The 18,514-nt window shown below is 42.0% G+C and carries 16 protein-coding genes and 1 tRNA gene; 13 read left to right on the plus strand and 4 right to left on the minus strand.

The window, feature by feature from the left end:
- Positions 1–41 precede the first annotated feature (41 nt).
- Positions 42–572 carry a hypothetical protein gene (locus tag BFS30_RS03300; RefSeq protein ID WP_069382274.1) on the plus strand — a complete coding sequence of 177 codons (531 nt, stop codon included), beginning with the start codon at positions 42–44 and terminating at the stop codon, positions 570–572.
- On the opposite strand, the gene BFS30_RS03305 is transcribed toward BFS30_RS03300, so the two are convergent.
- Positions 569–2,974, minus strand: a complete 2,406-nt coding sequence (locus BFS30_RS03305) for a BamA/TamA family outer membrane protein (protein ID WP_069377964.1) — start codon at positions 2,972–2,974, stop codon at positions 569–571. The genes BFS30_RS03300 and BFS30_RS03305 overlap by 4 nt on opposite strands.
- On the opposite strand from BFS30_RS03305, the gene BFS30_RS03310 reads away from it, so the two are divergent.
- The 3 genes from BFS30_RS03310 to BFS30_RS03320 all read left to right on the plus strand — a co-directional run bounded on the left by BFS30_RS03310 (position 2,965) and on the right by BFS30_RS03320 (position 4,048).
- Entirely contained in the window at positions 2,965–3,714 is a 750-nt protein-coding gene (locus BFS30_RS03310; protein WP_069377965.1) for a TrmH family RNA methyltransferase, read from the plus strand. The genes BFS30_RS03305 and BFS30_RS03310 overlap by 10 nt on opposite strands.
- 48 nt (positions 3,715–3,762) lie before the next feature.
- Positions 3,763–3,833: transfer RNA gene (locus BFS30_RS03315), tRNA-Cys, on the plus strand.
- Positions 3,834–3,871: 38 nt separating this feature from the next.
- Positions 3,872–4,048, plus strand: coding sequence for a spore protein (locus tag BFS30_RS03320; protein ID WP_069377966.1), 177 nt, complete (start codon positions 3,872–3,874; stop codon positions 4,046–4,048).
- Between the two features lie 203 nt (positions 4,049–4,251).
- Here BFS30_RS03320 and BFS30_RS03325 read toward each other — a convergent pair whose 3' ends face one another.
- On the minus strand, positions 4,252–5,280 hold the full coding sequence (locus BFS30_RS03325) for a quinone-dependent dihydroorotate dehydrogenase (protein ID WP_069377967.1): 1,029 nt from the start codon (positions 5,278–5,280) through the stop codon (positions 4,252–4,254).
- 241 nt (positions 5,281–5,521) lie between these two features.
- Here BFS30_RS03325 and BFS30_RS03330 point away from each other — a divergent pair, with 241 nt between their 5' ends.
- Both BFS30_RS03330 and BFS30_RS03335 read left to right on the plus strand, forming a co-directional pair.
- On the plus strand, positions 5,522–7,438 hold the full coding sequence (locus BFS30_RS03330; protein ID WP_069377968.1) for an ABC-F family ATP-binding cassette domain-containing protein: 1,917 nt from the start codon (positions 5,522–5,524) through the stop codon (positions 7,436–7,438).
- Positions 7,393–8,706, plus strand: coding sequence for a DUF5103 domain-containing protein (locus BFS30_RS03335; RefSeq protein ID WP_237028707.1), 1,314 nt, complete (start codon positions 7,393–7,395; stop codon positions 8,704–8,706). Before BFS30_RS03330 ends, BFS30_RS03335 begins: the two co-directional genes overlap by 46 nt.
- A 3-nt stretch (positions 8,707–8,709) precedes the next feature.
- On the opposite strand, the gene BFS30_RS03340 is transcribed toward BFS30_RS03335, so the two are convergent.
- Positions 8,710–10,203 carry an alpha-amylase gene (locus BFS30_RS03340; RefSeq protein WP_069377969.1) on the minus strand — a complete coding sequence of 498 codons (1,494 nt, stop codon included), beginning with the start codon at positions 10,201–10,203 and terminating at the stop codon, positions 8,710–8,712.
- A gap of 137 nt (positions 10,204–10,340) precedes the next feature.
- Between BFS30_RS03340 and BFS30_RS03345 the strand changes: the two genes are divergently transcribed.
- From BFS30_RS03345 to BFS30_RS03355, 3 genes are read left to right on the plus strand one after another with little or no spacing between them, the layout of a single operon-like run.
- On the plus strand, positions 10,341–11,729 hold the full coding sequence (locus BFS30_RS03345) for a phosphatase PAP2 family protein (RefSeq protein WP_069377970.1): 1,389 nt from the start codon (positions 10,341–10,343) through the stop codon (positions 11,727–11,729).
- Positions 11,730–11,762: 33 nt separating this feature from the next.
- Positions 11,763–12,284: an acyl-CoA thioesterase gene (locus BFS30_RS03350; RefSeq protein ID WP_069377971.1), complete on the plus strand. Its 522-nt coding sequence runs from the start codon at positions 11,763–11,765 to the stop codon at positions 12,282–12,284.
- A gap of 42 nt (positions 12,285–12,326) precedes the next feature.
- Positions 12,327–13,523 (plus strand): sodium:proton antiporter, encoded by a 1,197-nt coding sequence (locus BFS30_RS03355; RefSeq protein ID WP_069377972.1) that lies wholly within the window; start codon positions 12,327–12,329, stop codon positions 13,521–13,523.
- On the opposite strand, the gene BFS30_RS03360 is transcribed toward BFS30_RS03355, so the two are convergent.
- Entirely contained in the window at positions 13,520–13,927 is a 408-nt protein-coding gene (locus BFS30_RS03360; protein ID WP_069377973.1) for an EVE domain-containing protein, read from the minus strand. The two genes, BFS30_RS03355 and BFS30_RS03360, sit on opposite strands and share 4 nt — an antisense overlap.
- Before the next feature lie 1,126 nt (positions 13,928–15,053).
- On the opposite strand from BFS30_RS03360, the gene BFS30_RS03375 reads away from it, so the two are divergent.
- The 4 genes from BFS30_RS03375 to BFS30_RS03390 all read left to right on the plus strand — a co-directional run bounded on the left by BFS30_RS03375 (position 15,054) and on the right by BFS30_RS03390 (position 18,445).
- Entirely contained in the window at positions 15,054–16,220 is a 1,167-nt protein-coding gene (locus BFS30_RS03375; protein WP_069377976.1) for an MFS transporter, read from the plus strand.
- A gap of 5 nt (positions 16,221–16,225) precedes the next feature.
- Positions 16,226–16,891: a DAPG hydrolase family protein gene (locus BFS30_RS03380; protein ID WP_069377977.1), complete on the plus strand. Its 666-nt coding sequence runs from the start codon at positions 16,226–16,228 to the stop codon at positions 16,889–16,891.
- A gap of 83 nt (positions 16,892–16,974) precedes the next feature.
- Entirely contained in the window at positions 16,975–17,793 is an 819-nt protein-coding gene (locus tag BFS30_RS03385; RefSeq protein ID WP_069377978.1) for a helix-turn-helix domain-containing protein, read from the plus strand.
- An 85-nt stretch (positions 17,794–17,878) separates the two neighbouring features.
- A complete protein-coding gene (locus BFS30_RS03390) occupies positions 17,879–18,445 on the plus strand; it encodes a Crp/Fnr family transcriptional regulator (RefSeq protein WP_069377979.1) in 567 nt (188 codons plus the stop codon).
- The last annotated feature ends 69 nt before the right edge of the window (positions 18,446–18,514 follow it).

The following is an 18,514-nucleotide window of genomic DNA, read 5'->3' on the forward strand; positions in this document are numbered from 1 at the left end:
ATTTGGGATGTTTTTTATGATCATAAATGATTTATAGCCCAATGAAACATATATTCTTATTATTTTTTCTATTCCTGAGTTCTGTAGTCGTTTCTGCACAAAATGCAGACATCAATAACTTTATTGTTAAAGAAAGTTTGCTCAAAAACAGCAAGCTGGCCATTATTGCGGCAGACTCACTAGGCAATCCGATCGAAAAAATTAATGGGATATATACGTTTACGGTGAGTGGTTTTACCCAATCCATCACCTTTAATGATGGGGTTGGGGTCTTGCCCTTACAGCTGGAAAGGTCTGCATTTGTGTACCTTAAACACCAGAATGATAAAGGCACACACAGTAAGCTTTTATACGTTTACAAAAAGGACGGCACGCTAAATCCATATACGATCAATAGCATGTGGCTGATCCTGTTTCCGGTTATCCTGGTCTTTCTGGCCTTTGCATTCCGGAAATTCATCATCGTTGCGGTAATCCTTTTGCTGATTTTCTTTTATTTCAACCATAGCAATGGCCTCAACGTCTCGACTTTCTTTGAAACGGTCTTTGACGGTTTAAAGAAAATGTTCTAGAAAGGCATTCCTATTCCAAAGTTGTATTGTACGAAGCGGTAGCTATCCGGTGAATTTTTCTCCTTATAGACGTTTTTAAAATCTCTGGCTCCGCTGAGGAACTTACTGATCACCCATTGGTCTGATCCGGTGAATTGCGGGTCTTTAAGTTTTAGTCCGACGTCAAAGCGGAACACGAAATATTGTACGTCATATCTAAGTCCTACTCCGGTACCGATAGCGATCTGTTTGCCTAGATTTTTAAGCTGGAACCTCGTTTCCGGATATCCGGAGGCAGCATCAGAGATATTCCAAACATTTCCCATATCTAAAAACACAGCCCCTTTTAACTTAGCTCCAAAAAATTTATCCAGCAGCTTATACCGGTATTCCAGGTTGGCCTCAATGTGCATCTCTCCCAACTGGTCAATGCCATAAAGCGCCTGGCGGGCCTCCTTACTATCCAAGCGGTCTCCCCGGTTATAATTACCAGGGCCAAGTGTTCTTGCCTGCCATGCCCTGACTCCTGAGGATCCTCCCGCAAAGAATAACTTCTCAAAAGGAATTTCTCTTGAGTTTCCATAAGCAAAACCTGCTCCCGCATTTAGCCTGGCTACGAATTGCTTATCACCTCCCAATCCTTTGTACCAACGGATGTCGACTTCGGGACGGAAGTATTGATTAAAGGGAAGCCCTAAAATTTTAGCATAATTTTCGTTATCAGGATCATATTTTCCACCTCCGATTTTAGAAATTGCCTGCAGCAGATTTCCTGCCACATCCACATTTCCCCTCAGGTAAACAAAACTGCGATTGCTCAATAACTTGTCTGCATTCAGGGAATAGACATACTTGATACCAAGAGTAATGTCTTTACGCTTCAACAACCTTATCGTATACAGATTGTTCTTCACGATATCAGGAATACCTCCTGCGCTATCGGTTTCATTAAAGAGCAATCCACCGAACCGATATTCAAAATTCAGAGGAGTAAGGGAATGCAGCTTCGATTTGGTTTCGATAAATTCATAGGTCAGAGAGGTTAAAAACACCTGACGTTTAAAAAAATCTTTCTGCAAGGCGTATACATAACTGGTAGAGAAAACCGTATGTGGCATTCCTCCCTTTCCGGTAACATATTTGGAAAATATAGGGGCCATTAACCTGGGTACAGAGAGACTTGCGCTTACCGAGAAATCACGTTGGTAAATATCACTGAAGAGGTTACCCCCTTGTCCGATTCTTGACTGTAGGCCTCCCTTAACCTGAAATTCAAAGCGTTCAGCTCCTCTGAGAAAGTTGTTATTCGTATAAGTGTTACTCAATGTGAAACCTACCGTCCCCCCGTTAAAAGGAACTTCTCCTTCCACCCTGTTGCTCATGATTTTCTGAGGTATCAACTGAATAAAAGGGTTCACCTTATTGGAGCTGTCTTTGGCTTTCTGATAATCAATCTTTACATTTTTGAAAACATTCAGCTCATACAAACGGTCGAAAGTGACGTTTTCATTCCGAATATCATATTGCTCCCCCTGACGTAAAAAGTTATACCTGACTATCGGGTTTCTTCTGAACTTTTTTGAAAGGTCGGTATACCTCAATCCCCTAAAGATCCGCTTATTTAAGACTATGGAATCCGGATATCCATCTGAATTTGGTGCAATCAATACATTGGTTTCTCCGATCGTATATTTAACATGATGTGGTTTATCCAATGGATTATCAATCTGCAAAGTTACTTTTGCCTTGCTTGCATTACTATTAGAATCGACCAGGTATTTCACATAAGGTTTGGCGAAATCAAAATACCCGTTTTCCTTCATCATCTGATAAATCTGGTCTCTTTCGTATCCCAGGGAATCATCATCGTAACGCATGCCCTTTTTAAAATGGGTAAACAAATCCTTTTTTGACAAATACAAGTCTTTCACCGTCTGATCGGGAATCTGATAATCAATCTCACTGATGGAAAACTCGGGCCCCATCTTCGCGGTAAAAAGCACTTCTGCTTTTTGGTCTTTCACCTTGATATCTGATTTTACCTTTGCCATAAAATAACCTTTGGAAGCCAGGTATTTTTCAATCTGGTTGCGAGAAATTTCTACCAGCGCACTATCCAGAATAGGTGGCGGACTTCCAATAGACTTGATATTGCTCGTTTTATAACGACCGTTCTTGGTATTGAAAATATTGTACAGAAACACATTCACCCCGATTGTGGAGGTAGGCCTGATGTCTTTCTGAATATAATTGTAAGCCTCTTCTTCGAAAGTTTTATTTAAGCTGTCAATTTTTACTTTTTTAACAACGGATTGGTAGTCTTCAATATATTTTGTTGAGGAACATCCTGTGACAAAAACAATAATAAGTAGTAATATTGCACGAAACCCGACATTCTTTTTATAATTATAGTATGCTTTCAAAATCTCAAATAAGTTTTATTAAATCGTTACATCAAAAAAAGTACCGTAAAGAAAATGGGATATTTATTATTGAAGGTATAAAATCTATTGCAGAGTTTATTCAATCTTCATACCAGATTCATAGCATCTACTATCTGGCACAATATCAGCCGCTACTCCCCGCTTTACCGGCAAATATAAAGTTATTTGAAGTAAACAACGCCGAACTGGATAAGATTAGTACCTTACAAACCCCACAAGGGATTCTTGCCCTCGTTCATATCCCTGAAAATCCGGCGTTGGCCATCAGACAACTCCAAAATACTTTTTCTTTAGTACTCGATGATGTACAGGATCCGGGAAATCTGGGTACCATTATCCGCACTGCAGACTGGTTTGGCTTTAAACAGATCATTTGCTCCAACCATACAGTGGAAGTCTATAATCCAAAAACCGTACAGGCAACGATGGGTTCATTAAGCAGGGTAAATGTCTTTTATCAGGACCTTGCTCCTCTTATATCGGCAACAACTATTCCGGTATTCGGGGCGGTATTTAATGGCAAAAGCATCTATGATACGAACTGGGGAAAGGAAGGATTGGTCATTTTGGGTAATGAAGGGCAGGGAATTTCCCCGGAAATCATCGGATTGATTACCGATCCGGTCACCATTCCCAGGATTGGAGGAGCAGAATCTTTAAACGTAGCTGTTTGTGCTGCAATACTATGCGCAGATATTAGCAGAAATTTTCAGAAATAAATTGCATACTAAGTTATAATTACTATTTTTGCATCCTGAATTTCAACAGGTCGAGTGGCCGAGTGGCTAGGCAGAGGTCTGCAAAACCTCCTACAGCGGTTCGAATCCGCTCTCGACCTCAGATTTATAATAAATTAAAAAATTAAAGGTTTACACCATGGCAGTTACGAGATTAAAAAGAAAAGACAGAAGAAATAAGACTTTCGCTAAATTAGACGTGAAAAACTTAAAGTTAGCTACAAACATTGAATTAGGTAGCCGTTCTAAACAATCTACTAAAGATCAATTGGCTAAAAACAATGCAGTCTTAGACAAACTTACTGCAAAAGCATAAGTTTCTGTTTCAAAACACAAGAAAAAGACCTTAGGATATCCTAAGGTCTTTTTTTATGCCTATAAAAAAGTAGCGGTTACCACGCCGCTACTCATATAATTACCTATTAACCTAATCATCCCTAATTAGATCAACAGTAAAAATACAACAAAGTTGCGTTAATAAAAGTTAAATGATGTTAAAAGAATAAAAAAAGAACCCGCTTAAACGAGTTCTTTACAAATTCTTTTCACGATACCAGGACCTTCATAAATAAAACCGGTATACAGCTGCACCAGAGAAGCTCCGGCCTCCAGCTTATCTTTGGCATCCTGCGGAGAATGAATCCCTCCTACCCCGATAATCGGAAATGCTTTATTTGATTTATTGGACAGGTACCTGATCACTTCTGTTGAACGAACGGTTAAAGGTTTCCCACTCAGTCCTCCGGCTTCATTCAGGACGGCATCACTTGTATGCAGCCCGGACCGGTCAATAGTCGTATTCGTCGCGATTACACCTGCAATCTTTGTTTCCATTACAATCTCTACGATATCATCCAGCTGTTCATCAGTCAGGTCAGGAGCGATTTTCAGCAGGATTGGCCTGCAAACCTCATGAGTCTGGTTTCTTTGCTGTAAAGTATTCAGTAAATGCATCAGCGGCTCTTTCTCCTGCAATTCTCTCAGGCCTGGTGTATTTGGAGAACTCACATTGACTACAAAATAATCCACCACATCAAACAGGCGGTCAAAACATTTGATATAATCGTTTACCGCCTCTTCGTTAGGGGTACTCTTATTCTTTCCGATATTTCCACCGATCACGATGGTTTTATCTTTGTCCTTCAGCAGCCTCAAACGCTCTGCCAGCGTATCCACCCCTTTATTATTAAAGCCCATGCGGTTGATGATTGCCTCATCTTCCTGCAGGCGGAACATCCTTGGCTTGTCGTTTCCAGGTTGCGGTAATGGGGTAACAGTTCCGACTTCAATAAAGCCGAACCCCAGGTTACTCAATGCCTCAATATATTCTCCGTTTTTATCAAATCCCGCGGCAAGACCTACCGGATTTCTAAATTTAATCCCAAAGACCTCACGCTCCAGCCCTTTGATATTGACATCAAAGCTGCTGCGTAAAACGGTCTTCCCTAAAGGGAAATGATTGTGAAACCAATTCAGTTGTTTCACCACAAAATGGTGCACTTTTTCGGGATCAAACTGAAAGAATAAGGGCTTAATTAGACGATACATGTAAAGAATAATAGAAGGTGTTTAGACAAAACGCAAAAATACGCAGTTATGTTAACAAAATACTAAGAATGCAGATAAAATTCCTGATCCCGCAGATTGCCTGAGGAACAGCTTTTTAGCAAAACTGCAGAAACACGCAAAAAACAACCCTTTAGACCCTGTAAAACAAGGAAAATAAATTACAAAACGATCGCTAATAATATACAGATGAAGAGCAAACAAAATTGTATTTTTGTAGCAAATGATTTCAATAAACGACTTAACATTCCTGATAGGCTCCAGAGCTTTATACGAAGAGGCAAACTGGCACATTAAACCAGGCGAGAGAATTGGATTAATCGGAGCCAACGGAACCGGTAAATCTACCCTTCTAAAAATAATAGTTGGAGAGTATGGCCCTTCTTCGGGTACCATTTCCATGTCCAAAGACCTGAAGATAGGTTACCTGAACCAGGATTTACTTTCTTACGATTCACACCATAGTATTTTACACGTTGCGATGGAGGCCTTTGAGCGCCAAAATCAACTTCATGATGAGATTGAAGTACTCTTAAAAAAGATTGAAACTGACTATTCTGAAGAAGTTTTAAACAAACTGAGCGATAAGCAACAGGAGTTTGAGGCCTTAGACGGGTATAACATAGAATACAGAGCCAATGAGATCCTTGCAGGTCTGGGTTTCAGTACTGCAGATCAGCACCGGCCATTGAATACTTTCTCCGGAGGATGGAGGATGAGGGTAATGCTTGCAAAAATACTTTTGCAGACACCAGATATCCTTTTGCTCGATGAGCCTACCAACCACATGGATTTACCTTCCATCAAATGGCTGGAAACTTATTTGTTAAGCTTTGAAGGTGCCATTGTGATCGTTTCTCACGATAGGTATTTCTTAGATAAAGTAGTGAACCGTATTGTAGAATCCCGCAAAGGAAAACTCACCCCTTACGCCGGAAATTACACCTTCTATCTGGAAGAAAAAGCCCTTCGCGGTGAAATCCAGAAAGGAGAGTTTAAAAACCAGCAGGCAAAGATCAAACAGGAAGAACGCCTGATTGAACGTTTCCGTGCCAAAGCTTCCAAAGCAAAAATGGCACAGTCAAGGATGAAAGCCCTGGACAAAATGGAACGTGTGGAAGATGTTGATGATGACAACCCGACAGTTAACTTCCAGTTTAAGTTCTCTAAGCCATCCGGCCGCCACGTAATCCGCATAGAGGAAGCCACAAAAAGCTATCCGAATGTAGATATCCTGGAGAATGCCGAAGGTGTAATTGAAAAAGGTGATAAAATTGCTTTAATTGGTGCCAACGGTAAGGGTAAATCCACCTTGCTACGGATCATTGCAGGTGCAGAAGCCTTTCAGGGTAAATGCGAAACCGGTCATAATGTAACCACCACTTTCTTTGCTCAGCATCAGCTGGAATCTTTACACCTGGACAATACCATTCTGGAGGAACTTCAGGCATTTGCCCCTAAGCATACCGATACAGAATTACGTGGTATCCTGGGTTGTTTCCTTTTCACCGGTGATGATGTTTTCAAGAAAATCCGCGTATTATCCGGAGGAGAGAAATCAAGGGTAGCATTAGCGAAGTCTTTAACAACAGACTCTAACTTCCTGATTCTGGATGAGCCTACGAATCACCTGGACATTCAATCTGTAAACATTCTGATCCAGGCATTAACCCAATATGAAGGTACTTTTATTGCCGTATCTCACGATAGGTATTTCCTGGATAATGTGGCCAATAAAATATGGTTCATCGAAGATAAAGACATTAAAGAGTATCCGGGTACTTATGCGGAATACGAGGAATGGAATGCCAAAAGGCCTCCTGCTGCTCCTTCCACTGTTCCGGTCAGACCTGACAAAGAAGTGAAGCCAAAGGTAGCAGAAGAGAAAGCGGCTCCCAGCAATCAGCAGCAATTAAAAAAGCTGAATGATCAATTGAAGAAAATTGAAGCAGAGATCGCTGTTTTCGAACAAAATGTAAAAAGTATAGAAGCTGAAATTGCCGATGAAACTGTATATTCAAATGCAGTAAAACTGGCAGCAGCCAACAAAAATTATATTGATGCCAAGCACGAGCTGGACAATGCCCAGAATAAATGGGAAGAACTGGCTTCGGACATTATGGAAATGGAAGAAAAATGATAAAACCAGGCGGATTCTTATTCCTGCTGTTATTAAGTATACAGATTGCTGTGGCTCAGAACCGGCAATTTGTATACGACAATAAAGTTTACCTGCCCGAAATAAGGACGGTACAATGTTACAATACACAGAAAGAACAATCCCTGCCTGTTATCGCACTGAACTCTAACGAACAGCTTTATTTTTCTTTTGATGACCTGAATGGTGGCAGTAAAATCTATTCCTATACCATAGAGCAGTGTACTTCCGACTGGAAGCCATCCCGTCTTTCCCCGCTGGATTACCTGGAGGGCCTTTCCGAAGACAGAATTACGGAATATAAATATTCTTTCAGCACTTTACAGAAATACACCAATTACTCCCTGATCTTACCCAACTCCCAGATTAAACCGAAAATATCCGGTAACTACTTACTGAAAGTATACGAGGAAGGTAATCCTCAGCAGGCTGTGCTCTCTCAACGGTTTTATGTGGTTGGTAAACAAGTCGATGTAGGGATTAATGTTACGGCAAGTCAGCAGGTTTCCCTGCGTCAGCGCAACCAGAAGATAGATCTGACCATCGCCCATACTACGCCGATACAGAATCCTTCCCTTGATTTAAAAGCGGTCATCATGCAAAATGGCATTCCTCAGACTGCCATACTCAATACAAACCCAACTTTTATCAGACCCGGCGCATTGGTATACAACGACCTGAACAGCAACGATTTCCCTGCAGGGAATGAATTCAGAAAGTTTGATATCCGCAGCTTCCGGTATAAAGCGGAGAATGTACAGGAAATCATCAGAGAAGATACTGCGATTAACGTTACCCTCTTTACCGACATCAACGGCAATGCCGCCAAGTTTACCAACAGGTTTGATGAGAACGGCAACTTCTACATCAGAAATATGGAAGGCCGGGATCCAAATACAGACAGCGATTATGCCAATATTCAGTTTAGCTTAAATGCCAGCCCTCCGGCTACCGCAGGAGACGCCTATGTAGTGGGCCGTTTCAATAACTATGTATTAAATGAAGCGAGTAAGCTCAGTTATGAGCCTTCCCGTCGTCGTTTTTATAAAAACATCAAGTTAAAACAAGGCTTATACGATTATAAGTATGTATGGCTGGATAAGCAAAGCGGAAAAACAGATCAGTCCCTGTTTGAAGGGTCTTTCTTCGAAACAGAAAACACCTACCAGGTATTTGTCTATTACCGCAGACCGGGTTCCCGCTGGGAAGAACTCATTGGTTTTGTGAATGTGAATACCACCAAAAGATAAAGCTTAGTTTTCCTGTTTAAATACCCATACTGCAAGGCTTTCCGCATCACAGAAAAACTCTGCCCAACCGGTTTCATTTACCCTTACTTCCTCTTTTCTACCACCTATTGCATCGATCATGAGCTTTCCCTGATGTTCGATCCCCATTTCCATTGCCTTAAAACCTTCCGCTCCATTGCTCATCAATACTGCCAGGCCGGAATCTTCCTTTTCGGGGATCCCTGCCCTTGTCCAGCCGATGCAATTGGAAAAATCCAGGTAATCGCGCTGTGGTCCATAAGCGAGTGCCTTTCTGATCTTAACCATTGCGCTTAAGGAAGACAATACCGGAAGTTCTACGCTCACCTCTTTCCCTTCTTTATTTTCATCTGTATACTTCGCCCCATACAGGTCAGGATAAAAAAGGCAGGGGATCCCCTGCTCCCGAAAAAGGATTAAGGCATAGGCCAGTGGGCGAAACCACCATTCCACGTAAGATTCCAATGCCTGTAAAGGCTGCGAATCATGGTTGTCTACAAAAGTAACCGTCAGCAAAGGATGACTTTGAACCAGGGTATCGTCAAATATTTTAGTCAGGTCGTAATGTTCCTTCTCTTTGGCTGCAAGCTGAAAATTCCGGTGAAGAAGGGAATCAAACAGCTGCATTCTCCCCTCTGTCAGCTCCAGATAATGCTGAAGCTCTTCCCGGCTTTCGATATTCCAGTTTTCTGCTACTACAAAAAAACCTTCTTCAAAAGTAGCTTTCATATGGTCCAGCCAATCGATTAAAAACTCAGTAGAGATGTGTTTCACTGCATCCAGCCGGAATCCCCTCATGCCGCAGGTATGAACATACCACTCTCCCCATTGTTTCAGGTCTGCCCTCACTTCCGGATTCCTGAACTCCAGGTCATTGAACATCAGGTAATCATAATTTCCCAGTTCCTTAGAGGGTACCTCCTCCCATCCTTCCCCATATTGGTTCTGAATGGAAAAGATACCCGTTTCTTTCCGGTCCTCCGCCCAGTCTATTCCGCTAAAACAATCTTTATCCCATATGAACGAAGAATATTGTCCTCCTCTTCCAGGGAAATCAAACCGGGTCCATGCCTCAATTTCAAATGCTTCTGAAGTAAACTCTTCTCTGTTTTCAGGATTGACAGACCTGACCATCACCTTTTCCAGCTCATCAGCTCCCGCCTTATGGTTAAAGACCACATCCGCAATAACCGCAATTCCATTTTGCTGCAACACCTTTATGGCTTCCTGATAAGCAGCCTTAGACCCATACTTCGTTTCTACCGTATCCTTTTGATTAAATTCACCCAGATCGTAAAGATCATAAGGGTCGTAACCTACAGAAGAAGCTCCCGAACTTGCTTTATAAGCCGGAGGAAACCAAAGCCCCGTAATACCTGTCCCGGCGAGTGCTTCCGCTTCATTTTTTGCTTTATCCCATAACTTTGCTTCTTCATTATAGTACCAATGAAAATATTGCAGCAGCGTTTGATTGTCCATGTTTAACAATAACACCAGACCTTATAATTTGTTTATCAGGCTTTACAGAATTCCCTATCTTTGAAGGATATTAATTTTATCCGGTGGCGACAACAATTTACGGGTATATTAATCCGTTAAAGCATTTTACGAATACCATGCAGTTCAGATTTCATTTTTACTCCCTCCTATTTGCCGGATGCCTCAGTTTCAGCCCCTTCATTGGAAGGGCACAATATGCAGACAGCACTTTACAACAGCCCACAGCTAACCATTTCTGGAAAAGTTCCTTTGTTAAAAAATCCACGGTTCCGGTTCTGATGTTCGGAGCTACTGCCCTGACCTGGCCTCACCGTAAAGAGATCAGAGAGGTAAGGAACCGGTTCATTCCAACATTCAGGTATAAGTTCGATGATTACCTTCAATATGCCCCCGCCGCCGCGGTTGTGGCCCTGAATATGGCAGGAGTAAAAGGAAAGCACAGTCCGAAAAGGGCCTTTGTTTCCTATGCCTTCTCCCTCGGAATAATGGGAGCAGTAGTGAACGGTGTAAAACACACTGCAAGAGTAGAACGTCCTGATGCCAGTTCAAAGAATTCCTTTCCTTCCGGACATACCGCAATGGCTTTCATGAATGCGGCAGTTCTGGATAAAGAATACGGCGAATACAGGCACCCGCTATATGGGGTTGCAGGCTATGCGATGGCCACAGCAACCGCTTTAGGCCGGGGTTTAAATAACAGACACTGGGTAACAGACGTACTTGCCGGTGCTGGTGTGGGGATTCTCTCCACGGAAGTCGGCTATCTGATTACCGACCAGCTATTTAAAAACAGGGGCATGAATGAACCTGTAAAAAGAAACCCCATCCCTATTCAGGCCAGACCAAGTTTTCTGGAGATGCACCTTGGTTATGCCACTGCGACCAGCAGAGATCTGGCCGCAGTAGAAGATGGCGGTGTCTATAGCCGGGATGGCTTTAATTATGGGCTGGAGGGTGCCTGGTTCCTCAATAAAAATTTCGGCATTGGCGGAGAGTTTGCCTTTACCAGTTTCCCATTAAGTTCAGAAAAGGCAGACCTTGGTCCGGACATCAGGGAGATCAGCAATGATTTGTTCACTCAGGCGCTTGGGGTAAGGTACCTGAATATAGGCCCCTATTTTAGTCTCCCGCTAGCCAACAACTGGTTTGTTACCGCAAAATTAAATGCAGGACTTTCTTCGGGCAGTAAGGGGAACATTATCCTCAACATCAAAGAAGAATATCAGAAAGAATACGGGACAGCAGAATTGCCATACCTGAAATATAAACCCAAAGCTGCGCCAAGCTGGTCTGCAGGCATAGGTATTCAAAAAAGAATTGGCAGAAATACGGCCATTAAGGCCTATACCACCTATTTTGGATCTGCCCATGAATTTGATATGGATATCCTTCAGGACATCGATGATGACGGCCATTACATTTACGAACACGTACCTGATGACCATATCAAGACCAGGTTCAACCACCTGACCTTTGGCATTGGTATTACCGCATTTATCTGGTAGATATGTTCATTTTTACTTACTTTTGCAGAAATTATGAGCACAAAAATAAAAAGCCCGAAAGAATCTTTCACCATCATGAATGAATTGGTATTGCCGAATGATACCAATACACTTAACAATTTAATGGGGGGCCGACTGCTCCACTGGATGGATATCGCCGCGGCTATTTCTGCTCAGAAACACTGTAACCGGATCGTCGTTACCGCATCTGTAGATAACGTATCTTTCAAACAACCGATCAAACTTGGGGATGTGATCACCATTGAAGCGAAAGTTACCCGTGCATTCAATACTTCTGTAGAAGTGAGACTTGATGTATGGGCTGAAAACATTCCTTCAGGAAGCCGTGTAAAATCAAATGAGGCCTATTATACCTTTGTAGCGGTAGACCAAAGCGGAAGAACCATTCCGGTACCGGAACTAAAGCCGGAAACAACAGAGGAAACCGAGTTATTTGAGGGGGCTTTAAGAAGAAGACAACTGCGTTTAATCCTTGGCGGAAAAATGAAAGCCAATGATGCTAAAGAACTTAAGGCGCTGTTCTTCGAAGATTAAAACCATAGCCACATAAATCCGTTATTAAATTAAAAAGGAAATATGACGACATACACGACACTCATTATTTTAAGCGGACTTGTCATTTTTTCTTACCTATTTGATCTTGTAGCCAGTAAAACCAAACTACCTTCTGTACTGCTGCTCCTGCTTTTGGGAATTGGTTTACGTGTACTGGTAGACAATCTTCAGCTACATACTTTTAATTTTCTGACGATCCTGCCTACATTAGGCACTGTGGGGCTAATCCTGATCGTTTTTGAAGGCTCCCTGGAACTCAAATATGAGCGGGAGAAAAACAAACTGATCAAAGGAGCATTCCTGTCGGCTTTTTTTATTTTGATAGCCACAGTATCGATCATTACCTTTATCATCTATCAGATCACCGGAAAAGAGCTGTACGTATGTTTTACCAACGCCATCCCTTTCAGCGTGATCAGTTCTGCAATTGCCATTCCTTCTGCCGCAGCTTTAAGTAATAAAGGGAAAGAATTTATCATTTACGAATCTTCCTTTTCCGACATATTAGGGATTATCCTTTTCAATTTCGCCATTTCGAACCCTCATATCTCTGTTTCTTCATTTGCAGGATTAGGGCTGAATACGATACTGATCCTCATACTTTCTGCCGTTTCGGGGATTACCTTGCTCTACCTGATGGGCAGGATTTCACACCATATCAAATTCTTCCTGATCATTTCGATCCTGATTCTGGTATATGCCATCGGACAATCCTACCATTTGTCGTCACTGGTGCTCATCCTCTCATTTGGCCTGTTCCTGAACAATGCAGATACGATAAAGCATGCTTATTTCAGGAGCGTATTTATCTATAAGAATTTATCAAATGACCTGACACAATTGTATCAGCTATCAGCGGAAAGTGCTTTTATTATCCGCACGTTTTTCTTCGTGATCTTCGGATTCACTATGAATATCTATGCGCTGAATGATGGAATTGTGATTGCAAACGGACTGATTATCCTGGCTACGATATTTGTTATCCGTTTTGTTTACCTGAAACTTTTCAGAAAGGAAAATAGCGGCACAGAATCTTTTATTGCCCCCAGAGGGCTGATCAGTATCTTATTGTATTTTAACCTACCTCCGGCACTAAAAATACCAGAGGTAGGCACGGCTTTTCTCTTCATGGTGGTATTGGGGTCAAGCCTGATTATGAGTATTGGTTTGCTATCTGCAAAGAAAACAGTGCAAGTTGCATCACCTGCAGAACATTAAACGGAACCCATTTCCAGGATCTTATCAAACTCCTCTGCTTTAAGCTGCATGACAGACAAGCGTCCCTGTCTAACCAGGGAAATATCTTTTAAGCTTTCTTCTGCTTTGATTTGCTCTAAGCTAACCGGAGTCTTTAAAGCTTCCAGCGGAGCAAGGTCAACCACTACCCAGTTGGCATCTTCTGTAGTCGGATCCTGATAGAATTCTTTTACCACTTTAGCAATTCCAACCACATTTTTTCCTTCATTACTATGGTAAAATAATACAAGGTCCCCTTCTTTCATCAATTTCAGGTTATTGCGTGCCTGATAATTTCTTACACCATCCCAGAAGGTTCTTCCATCCTGGTTAAACTTTTCCCAACTGTATTTAAAGGGTTCACTTTTTACGAGCCAATGATTCATGGTATTCTTTAGTTAAATGTATCCGGAGATTTCAGCTATTTCTCCGGTTGTATGATTCAGATGTCAAAACTAACAAATCAGAACGGATTAGGAAACATGCAGGCAATATCAGTAGCATTTTTACTGCATCTAAAGTATCTTGATTGAATTTGCTATTTTAGCATATGGAATCGAACGAGTTAAGGACAGGTAATATTGTAAATTTTCTTAATGGGAGTTCCTGGCTTCAGGGTTATGTGAAAAGTATTGGTGAGTCTAAGTCTGTAATTGATAGCTGGGTGGTTAAAAACAAGAATTTACAAGGTATTAAAATTCTCAAGCTTGGTTATGTGCATCAACTACAGAATCTTTATTTTGCTTTATTTGCAAAAGAGTTGAATCAAATCGAAAAATAACAATTTAGCCACAGGTTCTTCAATCACGTCTGAACTTATCTAACACTGTCGAGAGTTCTTCTGCTTTATTTGTCCCGATAAGCAATCTTCCATGGTTGTTAAATTCCAATTGCAGCCCCTGGTTCCCTGAAATATTAAATGCGTTTCCTTTATTTCCAGTCCTGATTCCCCAGCCCCCATACTCCCCTATTGGATGATAACTCCGGACATAAAACCGATCAATTACCTCCTAGGAATAATATTTAAAAGACCTGTGAAAAGGAAAAAACCTCACATAAACCCCATCAGTTTGAATGCGGGTTTCCAGTCGGAAGTTGAAGAACAGGATGCTCAGTAAAAAAACAAATCCGGTAATGAATAAAAGTGCTGTATCCGTTACCGGTTTTACAGGATGCTTACCCGTTGCTTAGCCGCTGTACACTCGCTCTTGAGCGTGTCTGCACCGAGTATACACCGCATATAGAGCTAGTTACCCTAAAACTTGTTACCTGCAAGATACAAAGCAAATTCCTTGCTTAGTGTTGGACAGGATTTGCTAATTGATAGTGGACACCTGCCAAGTTGAGCCGAAATCGCCATGCCAATGTAATTTCAAAGAAGGCCTCGCTTCAAAACTATCTTTTTCTATAAAAACTGCTGGTTCCAAAAAGTACAATACCATTAGCCAATAGTACAAGATTCCGACTTCCTCATTCCAGACTTTTGTCCTGTTAATCACTAATACCTCAGCAATGAAAAATTTATCAAACACTGGAATATTTGCCTTATTACTTTGCAGTAGTCTCACCATTATGGTGGGTACCGTAATAGCCCCGTCTTTAACAGAAGTGTCCGTACACCTGGGCTTTACCCGCAATCCAGGCTGGTTAATTACCTTACCCGCACTTGGCGTGGTACTGTTCGCCCCTATTGCAGGAAAACTGATGGACCGAAAAGGACCATATACCCTGATGTGTTGGGGATTGATACCATATGCCTTATTTGGCGTCATCGGAATATGGTTGAGCCATCCCATCATCTTAATTGCAGACCGCATTCTTTTAGGAGCTGCAACGGCCGCAATCCAGACGTCAGGAACGGGGCTGATCGCTCATTTCTTTGAAAATGAATCCCGCATAAAAATGATCGCCTGGCAGGGAATGGCCATTGAATCAGGCGGTGTACTGTTTCTAAGCCTCGGAGGGATTCTGGCGGAGCTCAACTGGCAATATCCTTTTTTTATTTACCTGATTGCCATCTTATGCCTGTTCCTTGTGAGGCTCAGTATTCCTAAAGTTAAGGCCATGCCCAATTCCGAAAAGCAGTTACAATCACCTACGATCCCCAAAAACATGATCCAAATCTTAAGCCATGTGGTCATGGCCATGATCCTGTTCTTCATCGTTGTCGTTGGCCTGCCTCAATACCTTCCTCATTCTTTTGGGTTCAGCACTTCCTTAACGGGCTATTTCATGGCTTTCATTTCCATCATTGCCGTATGCACAGCCAGTATCGTCCCACTGCTCATCAGACAGATCGGTTCAAAATACACATTGGCTACAGGTTTTGGATTTTTTGCAGCAGCACACTTACTGTATTTCTTTTCCGGTCATATCAGTTATCTGATCCTCGCTGCAATCGCTACCGGAACCGGCTTTGGGTTCACGATTCCCTTATTGAACCACCTGACGCTCGAAGAAAGCACATTCCATAACCGGGGGAGAAACCTTGGATATTATTCGATGGGAATTTTTGGAGGACAGTTCCTTTCCTCTTTCATCGAACTTTTATCACTGGACATGAAAACTACCTTTTTAATTGCTGCAACCATCGGCACACTGGTAGCTGCAAACCTCTTTTACCAGGCAAGAAAAACTGCCGCCAGCATTGTAAACAATAATTTTAACCTTAATAAATAAATATCATGAGAATTGAAGAAGCAAATGATCTGCTAAAACCCGGTTACCTTCCTTTTGAAGCCGGTTACAAACGTTACGAAGACGGACTATTGGTGATTGCCGCACGTTCCAGCCTGATGAACATTACCAAAGAAATGATAGAATGGTGGGTAGGTTATGTACACAACACGGAACAATATTCCTGGTGGCACAAAGAAGACCATGTATTCAGCGACTGGATCGGAGAACGCGGTACAGGGAAGTACATTGGCGGCACCCACATTGCACATGAACGCCTGGGAGGAAAGGAAGTCCACAAACTAAGGATCAACTTCCTGGATCCCGCTGTCATCATGGATACCGACAAATTTAAAGCTGCCGGAGTAACCGCCATTCATGCCCGTCTTGCGCTCGACGGAGAGCCTGGTTATGTGGCTAAACTACTTCATTTCGTTCGCGATACCCCTTATGGCTGTGAAATGCGAAGCCGGTTCTGGATGGGTTATTTCGAAGGTAATGACCTGAAGAACGATTTTGAAACCCGCAGCAGGATCTACCCGGACGAGATGGGTGCCGGACTGCTCAAACATTGTCATGAGGAGATGAGTAACCTTGGTATTTTCCTTCCTGAGCTTTATGAACGTGAAACAGGGATTAAAGTTAAGATCGGTTCAATGGCCGATGTCCTTTAACCCAATACTAATAAAAGCCACCTGTAGCATTACAATGCTACGGTGGCTTTTCTCATAACCTCATCAAAATACTATCTTTGCACATGAAGTTTACCCATCAGATAGATCCGGAAAAGTTTTTGATCTATAACCTGAAGAATTGTCCGGAAAGTTATCTCCAGAGTGCTCACCGGGAGGAATACTTTGAAATGATCTGGTTCAGGTACAAGGACAACATCAATCCTGAATCCCCGGAACAGGGTCAATACGTTTATCTGATTCCGCCTTACCGGGCCAACCCCATTGCCATAAAAGACAAAGAAGGTTGCCTGCTTGCGTTTAAACGGGATTACCTGGATGAGGACGACAAAGAGTACGCCCTTGATGTCTTCAACCTCTTCAACATACAAGGCCAGTATTCGCTCATTCCATTGGATATGGCTACGGTTGCCCGGTTTGTGCACCTTTATGTACTTATTGAAGAGGAATATCAGCATCCTTCAGGCACTTACCTCGTGCTAAAATCCCTGCTTAAGGTTTTTCTGCTGAACCTGATCAGGATCAACCAGAATGCTTTCTTAAACCAGGATGTCAATCAAAAACGCGTATATCAATTTATTCTCCTGATGGATGCACATTATGAGACAGAAAGAAAAGCATCATTTTATGCCGATAAATTAGGTATTAGTATCAAAAGGCTCAACCAGATCCTGGTAGAGAAAATGCATAAAACCCTGACGCAACTGCTCCACAACCGTGTGATTCTGGAAGCAAAAAGAAGATTGATCAGCAGTGATTTTACCATCAAGGAAATCGCCTATCAGCTTAATTTTGAAGATCCCGGATATTTCTCCAGGTTCTTTAAAAAGCAAACCGGGTTAAGTCCGGAGCAATTCAAAACCTCGACGGCAGGAAAACATTGATCTGTTATAGAATTGATTCCCTACATTTCAAACTCTATATTTGTACGGATTGCGATACCAGGCCTGAAAAACATTAGCCAAACCTATGAAAACCCTCAAAAAGATGATTACCAATATTGCTTCCATTTCTGATGCTTCAACCGAGAAGTTATGCAGTCTTTTTGAGGAGGTCCATTACCCAAAATCTCATCTCCTCTTTCGTCAGCATGAGATGGATCCAACCATTTATTTTATAAAATCGGGTATTGCCCGCGCCTATAACCGGACGGAAGACTGTGATGTAACCTTTTGGTTTGGGACGGAGGGTAATGCAGTGGCTTCTTACAATAGTTACATCAATCAGACTCCCGGATATGAGAGTGTCGAACTGCTGGAGGATACGGTACTTTATCGTCTTGAACATCAACACCTGGCTTTGCTATACGATACAGATATAGAAATTGCCAACTGGGGAAGAAAACTGATGGAGAAAGAAATCATCCTGGTAGAAGAAAGACTGATCTCCAGGTTATTACTCAACGCTACAGACCGCTACAAAAACCTGATGCGTGATCATCCTGAATTGTTGCAGCGGATACAGCTGAATTACCTCGCTTCTTACCTTGGCATCACTCCGGTTTCTTTAAGTAGGATCCGGGCAGAGATCAGGTAATTTCTTATCATTTGTTTAGTCATCATTTAAATGGAATTGTGGAACTTTGTTGGAGAATTTAGCAGCAAT

This window comes from Pedobacter steynii, from assembly GCF_001721645.1.
Lineage (GTDB): Bacteria > Bacteroidota > Bacteroidia > Sphingobacteriales > Sphingobacteriaceae > Pedobacter > Pedobacter steynii_A.

Bases quoted from the DNA above. Each gene is read 5' to 3' on its own strand.
- BFS30_RS03300 (WP_069382274.1), top strand. From the start codon at position 42: ATGAAACATATATTCTTATTATTTTTTCTATTCCTGAGTTCTGTAGTC.
- BFS30_RS03390 (WP_069377979.1), top strand. From the start codon at position 17,879: ATGAAAACCCTCAAAAAGATGATTACCAATATTGCTTCCATTTCTGAT.
- BFS30_RS03360 (WP_069377973.1), bottom strand. From the start codon at position 13,927: ATGAATCATTGGCTCGTAAAAAGTGAACCCTTTAAATACAGTTGGGAA.
- BFS30_RS03340 (WP_069377969.1), bottom strand. From the start codon at position 10,203: ATGGACAATCAAACGCTGCTGCAATATTTTCATTGGTACTATAATGAA.
- BFS30_RS03350 (WP_069377971.1), top strand. From the start codon at position 11,763: ATGAGCACAAAAATAAAAAGCCCGAAAGAATCTTTCACCATCATGAAT.
- BFS30_RS03385 (WP_069377978.1), top strand. From the start codon at position 16,975: ATGAAGTTTACCCATCAGATAGATCCGGAAAAGTTTTTGATCTATAAC.
- BFS30_RS03355 (WP_069377972.1), top strand. From the start codon at position 12,327: ATGACGACATACACGACACTCATTATTTTAAGCGGACTTGTCATTTTT.
- BFS30_RS03330 (WP_069377968.1), top strand. From the start codon at position 5,522: ATGATTTCAATAAACGACTTAACATTCCTGATAGGCTCCAGAGCTTTA.
- BFS30_RS03325 (WP_069377967.1), bottom strand. From the start codon at position 5,280: ATGTATCGTCTAATTAAGCCCTTATTCTTTCAGTTTGATCCCGAAAAA.
- BFS30_RS03310 (WP_069377965.1), top strand. From the start codon at position 2,965: ATGCTTTCAAAATCTCAAATAAGTTTTATTAAATCGTTACATCAAAAA.
- BFS30_RS03345 (WP_069377970.1), top strand. From the start codon at position 10,341: ATGCAGTTCAGATTTCATTTTTACTCCCTCCTATTTGCCGGATGCCTC.
- BFS30_RS03375 (WP_069377976.1), top strand. From the start codon at position 15,054: ATGAAAAATTTATCAAACACTGGAATATTTGCCTTATTACTTTGCAGT.
- BFS30_RS03335 (WP_237028707.1), top strand. From the start codon at position 7,393: ATGGGAAGAACTGGCTTCGGACATTATGGAAATGGAAGAAAAATGATA.
- BFS30_RS03380 (WP_069377977.1), top strand. From the start codon at position 16,226: ATGAGAATTGAAGAAGCAAATGATCTGCTAAAACCCGGTTACCTTCCT.
- BFS30_RS03320 (WP_069377966.1), top strand. From the start codon at position 3,872: ATGGCAGTTACGAGATTAAAAAGAAAAGACAGAAGAAATAAGACTTTC.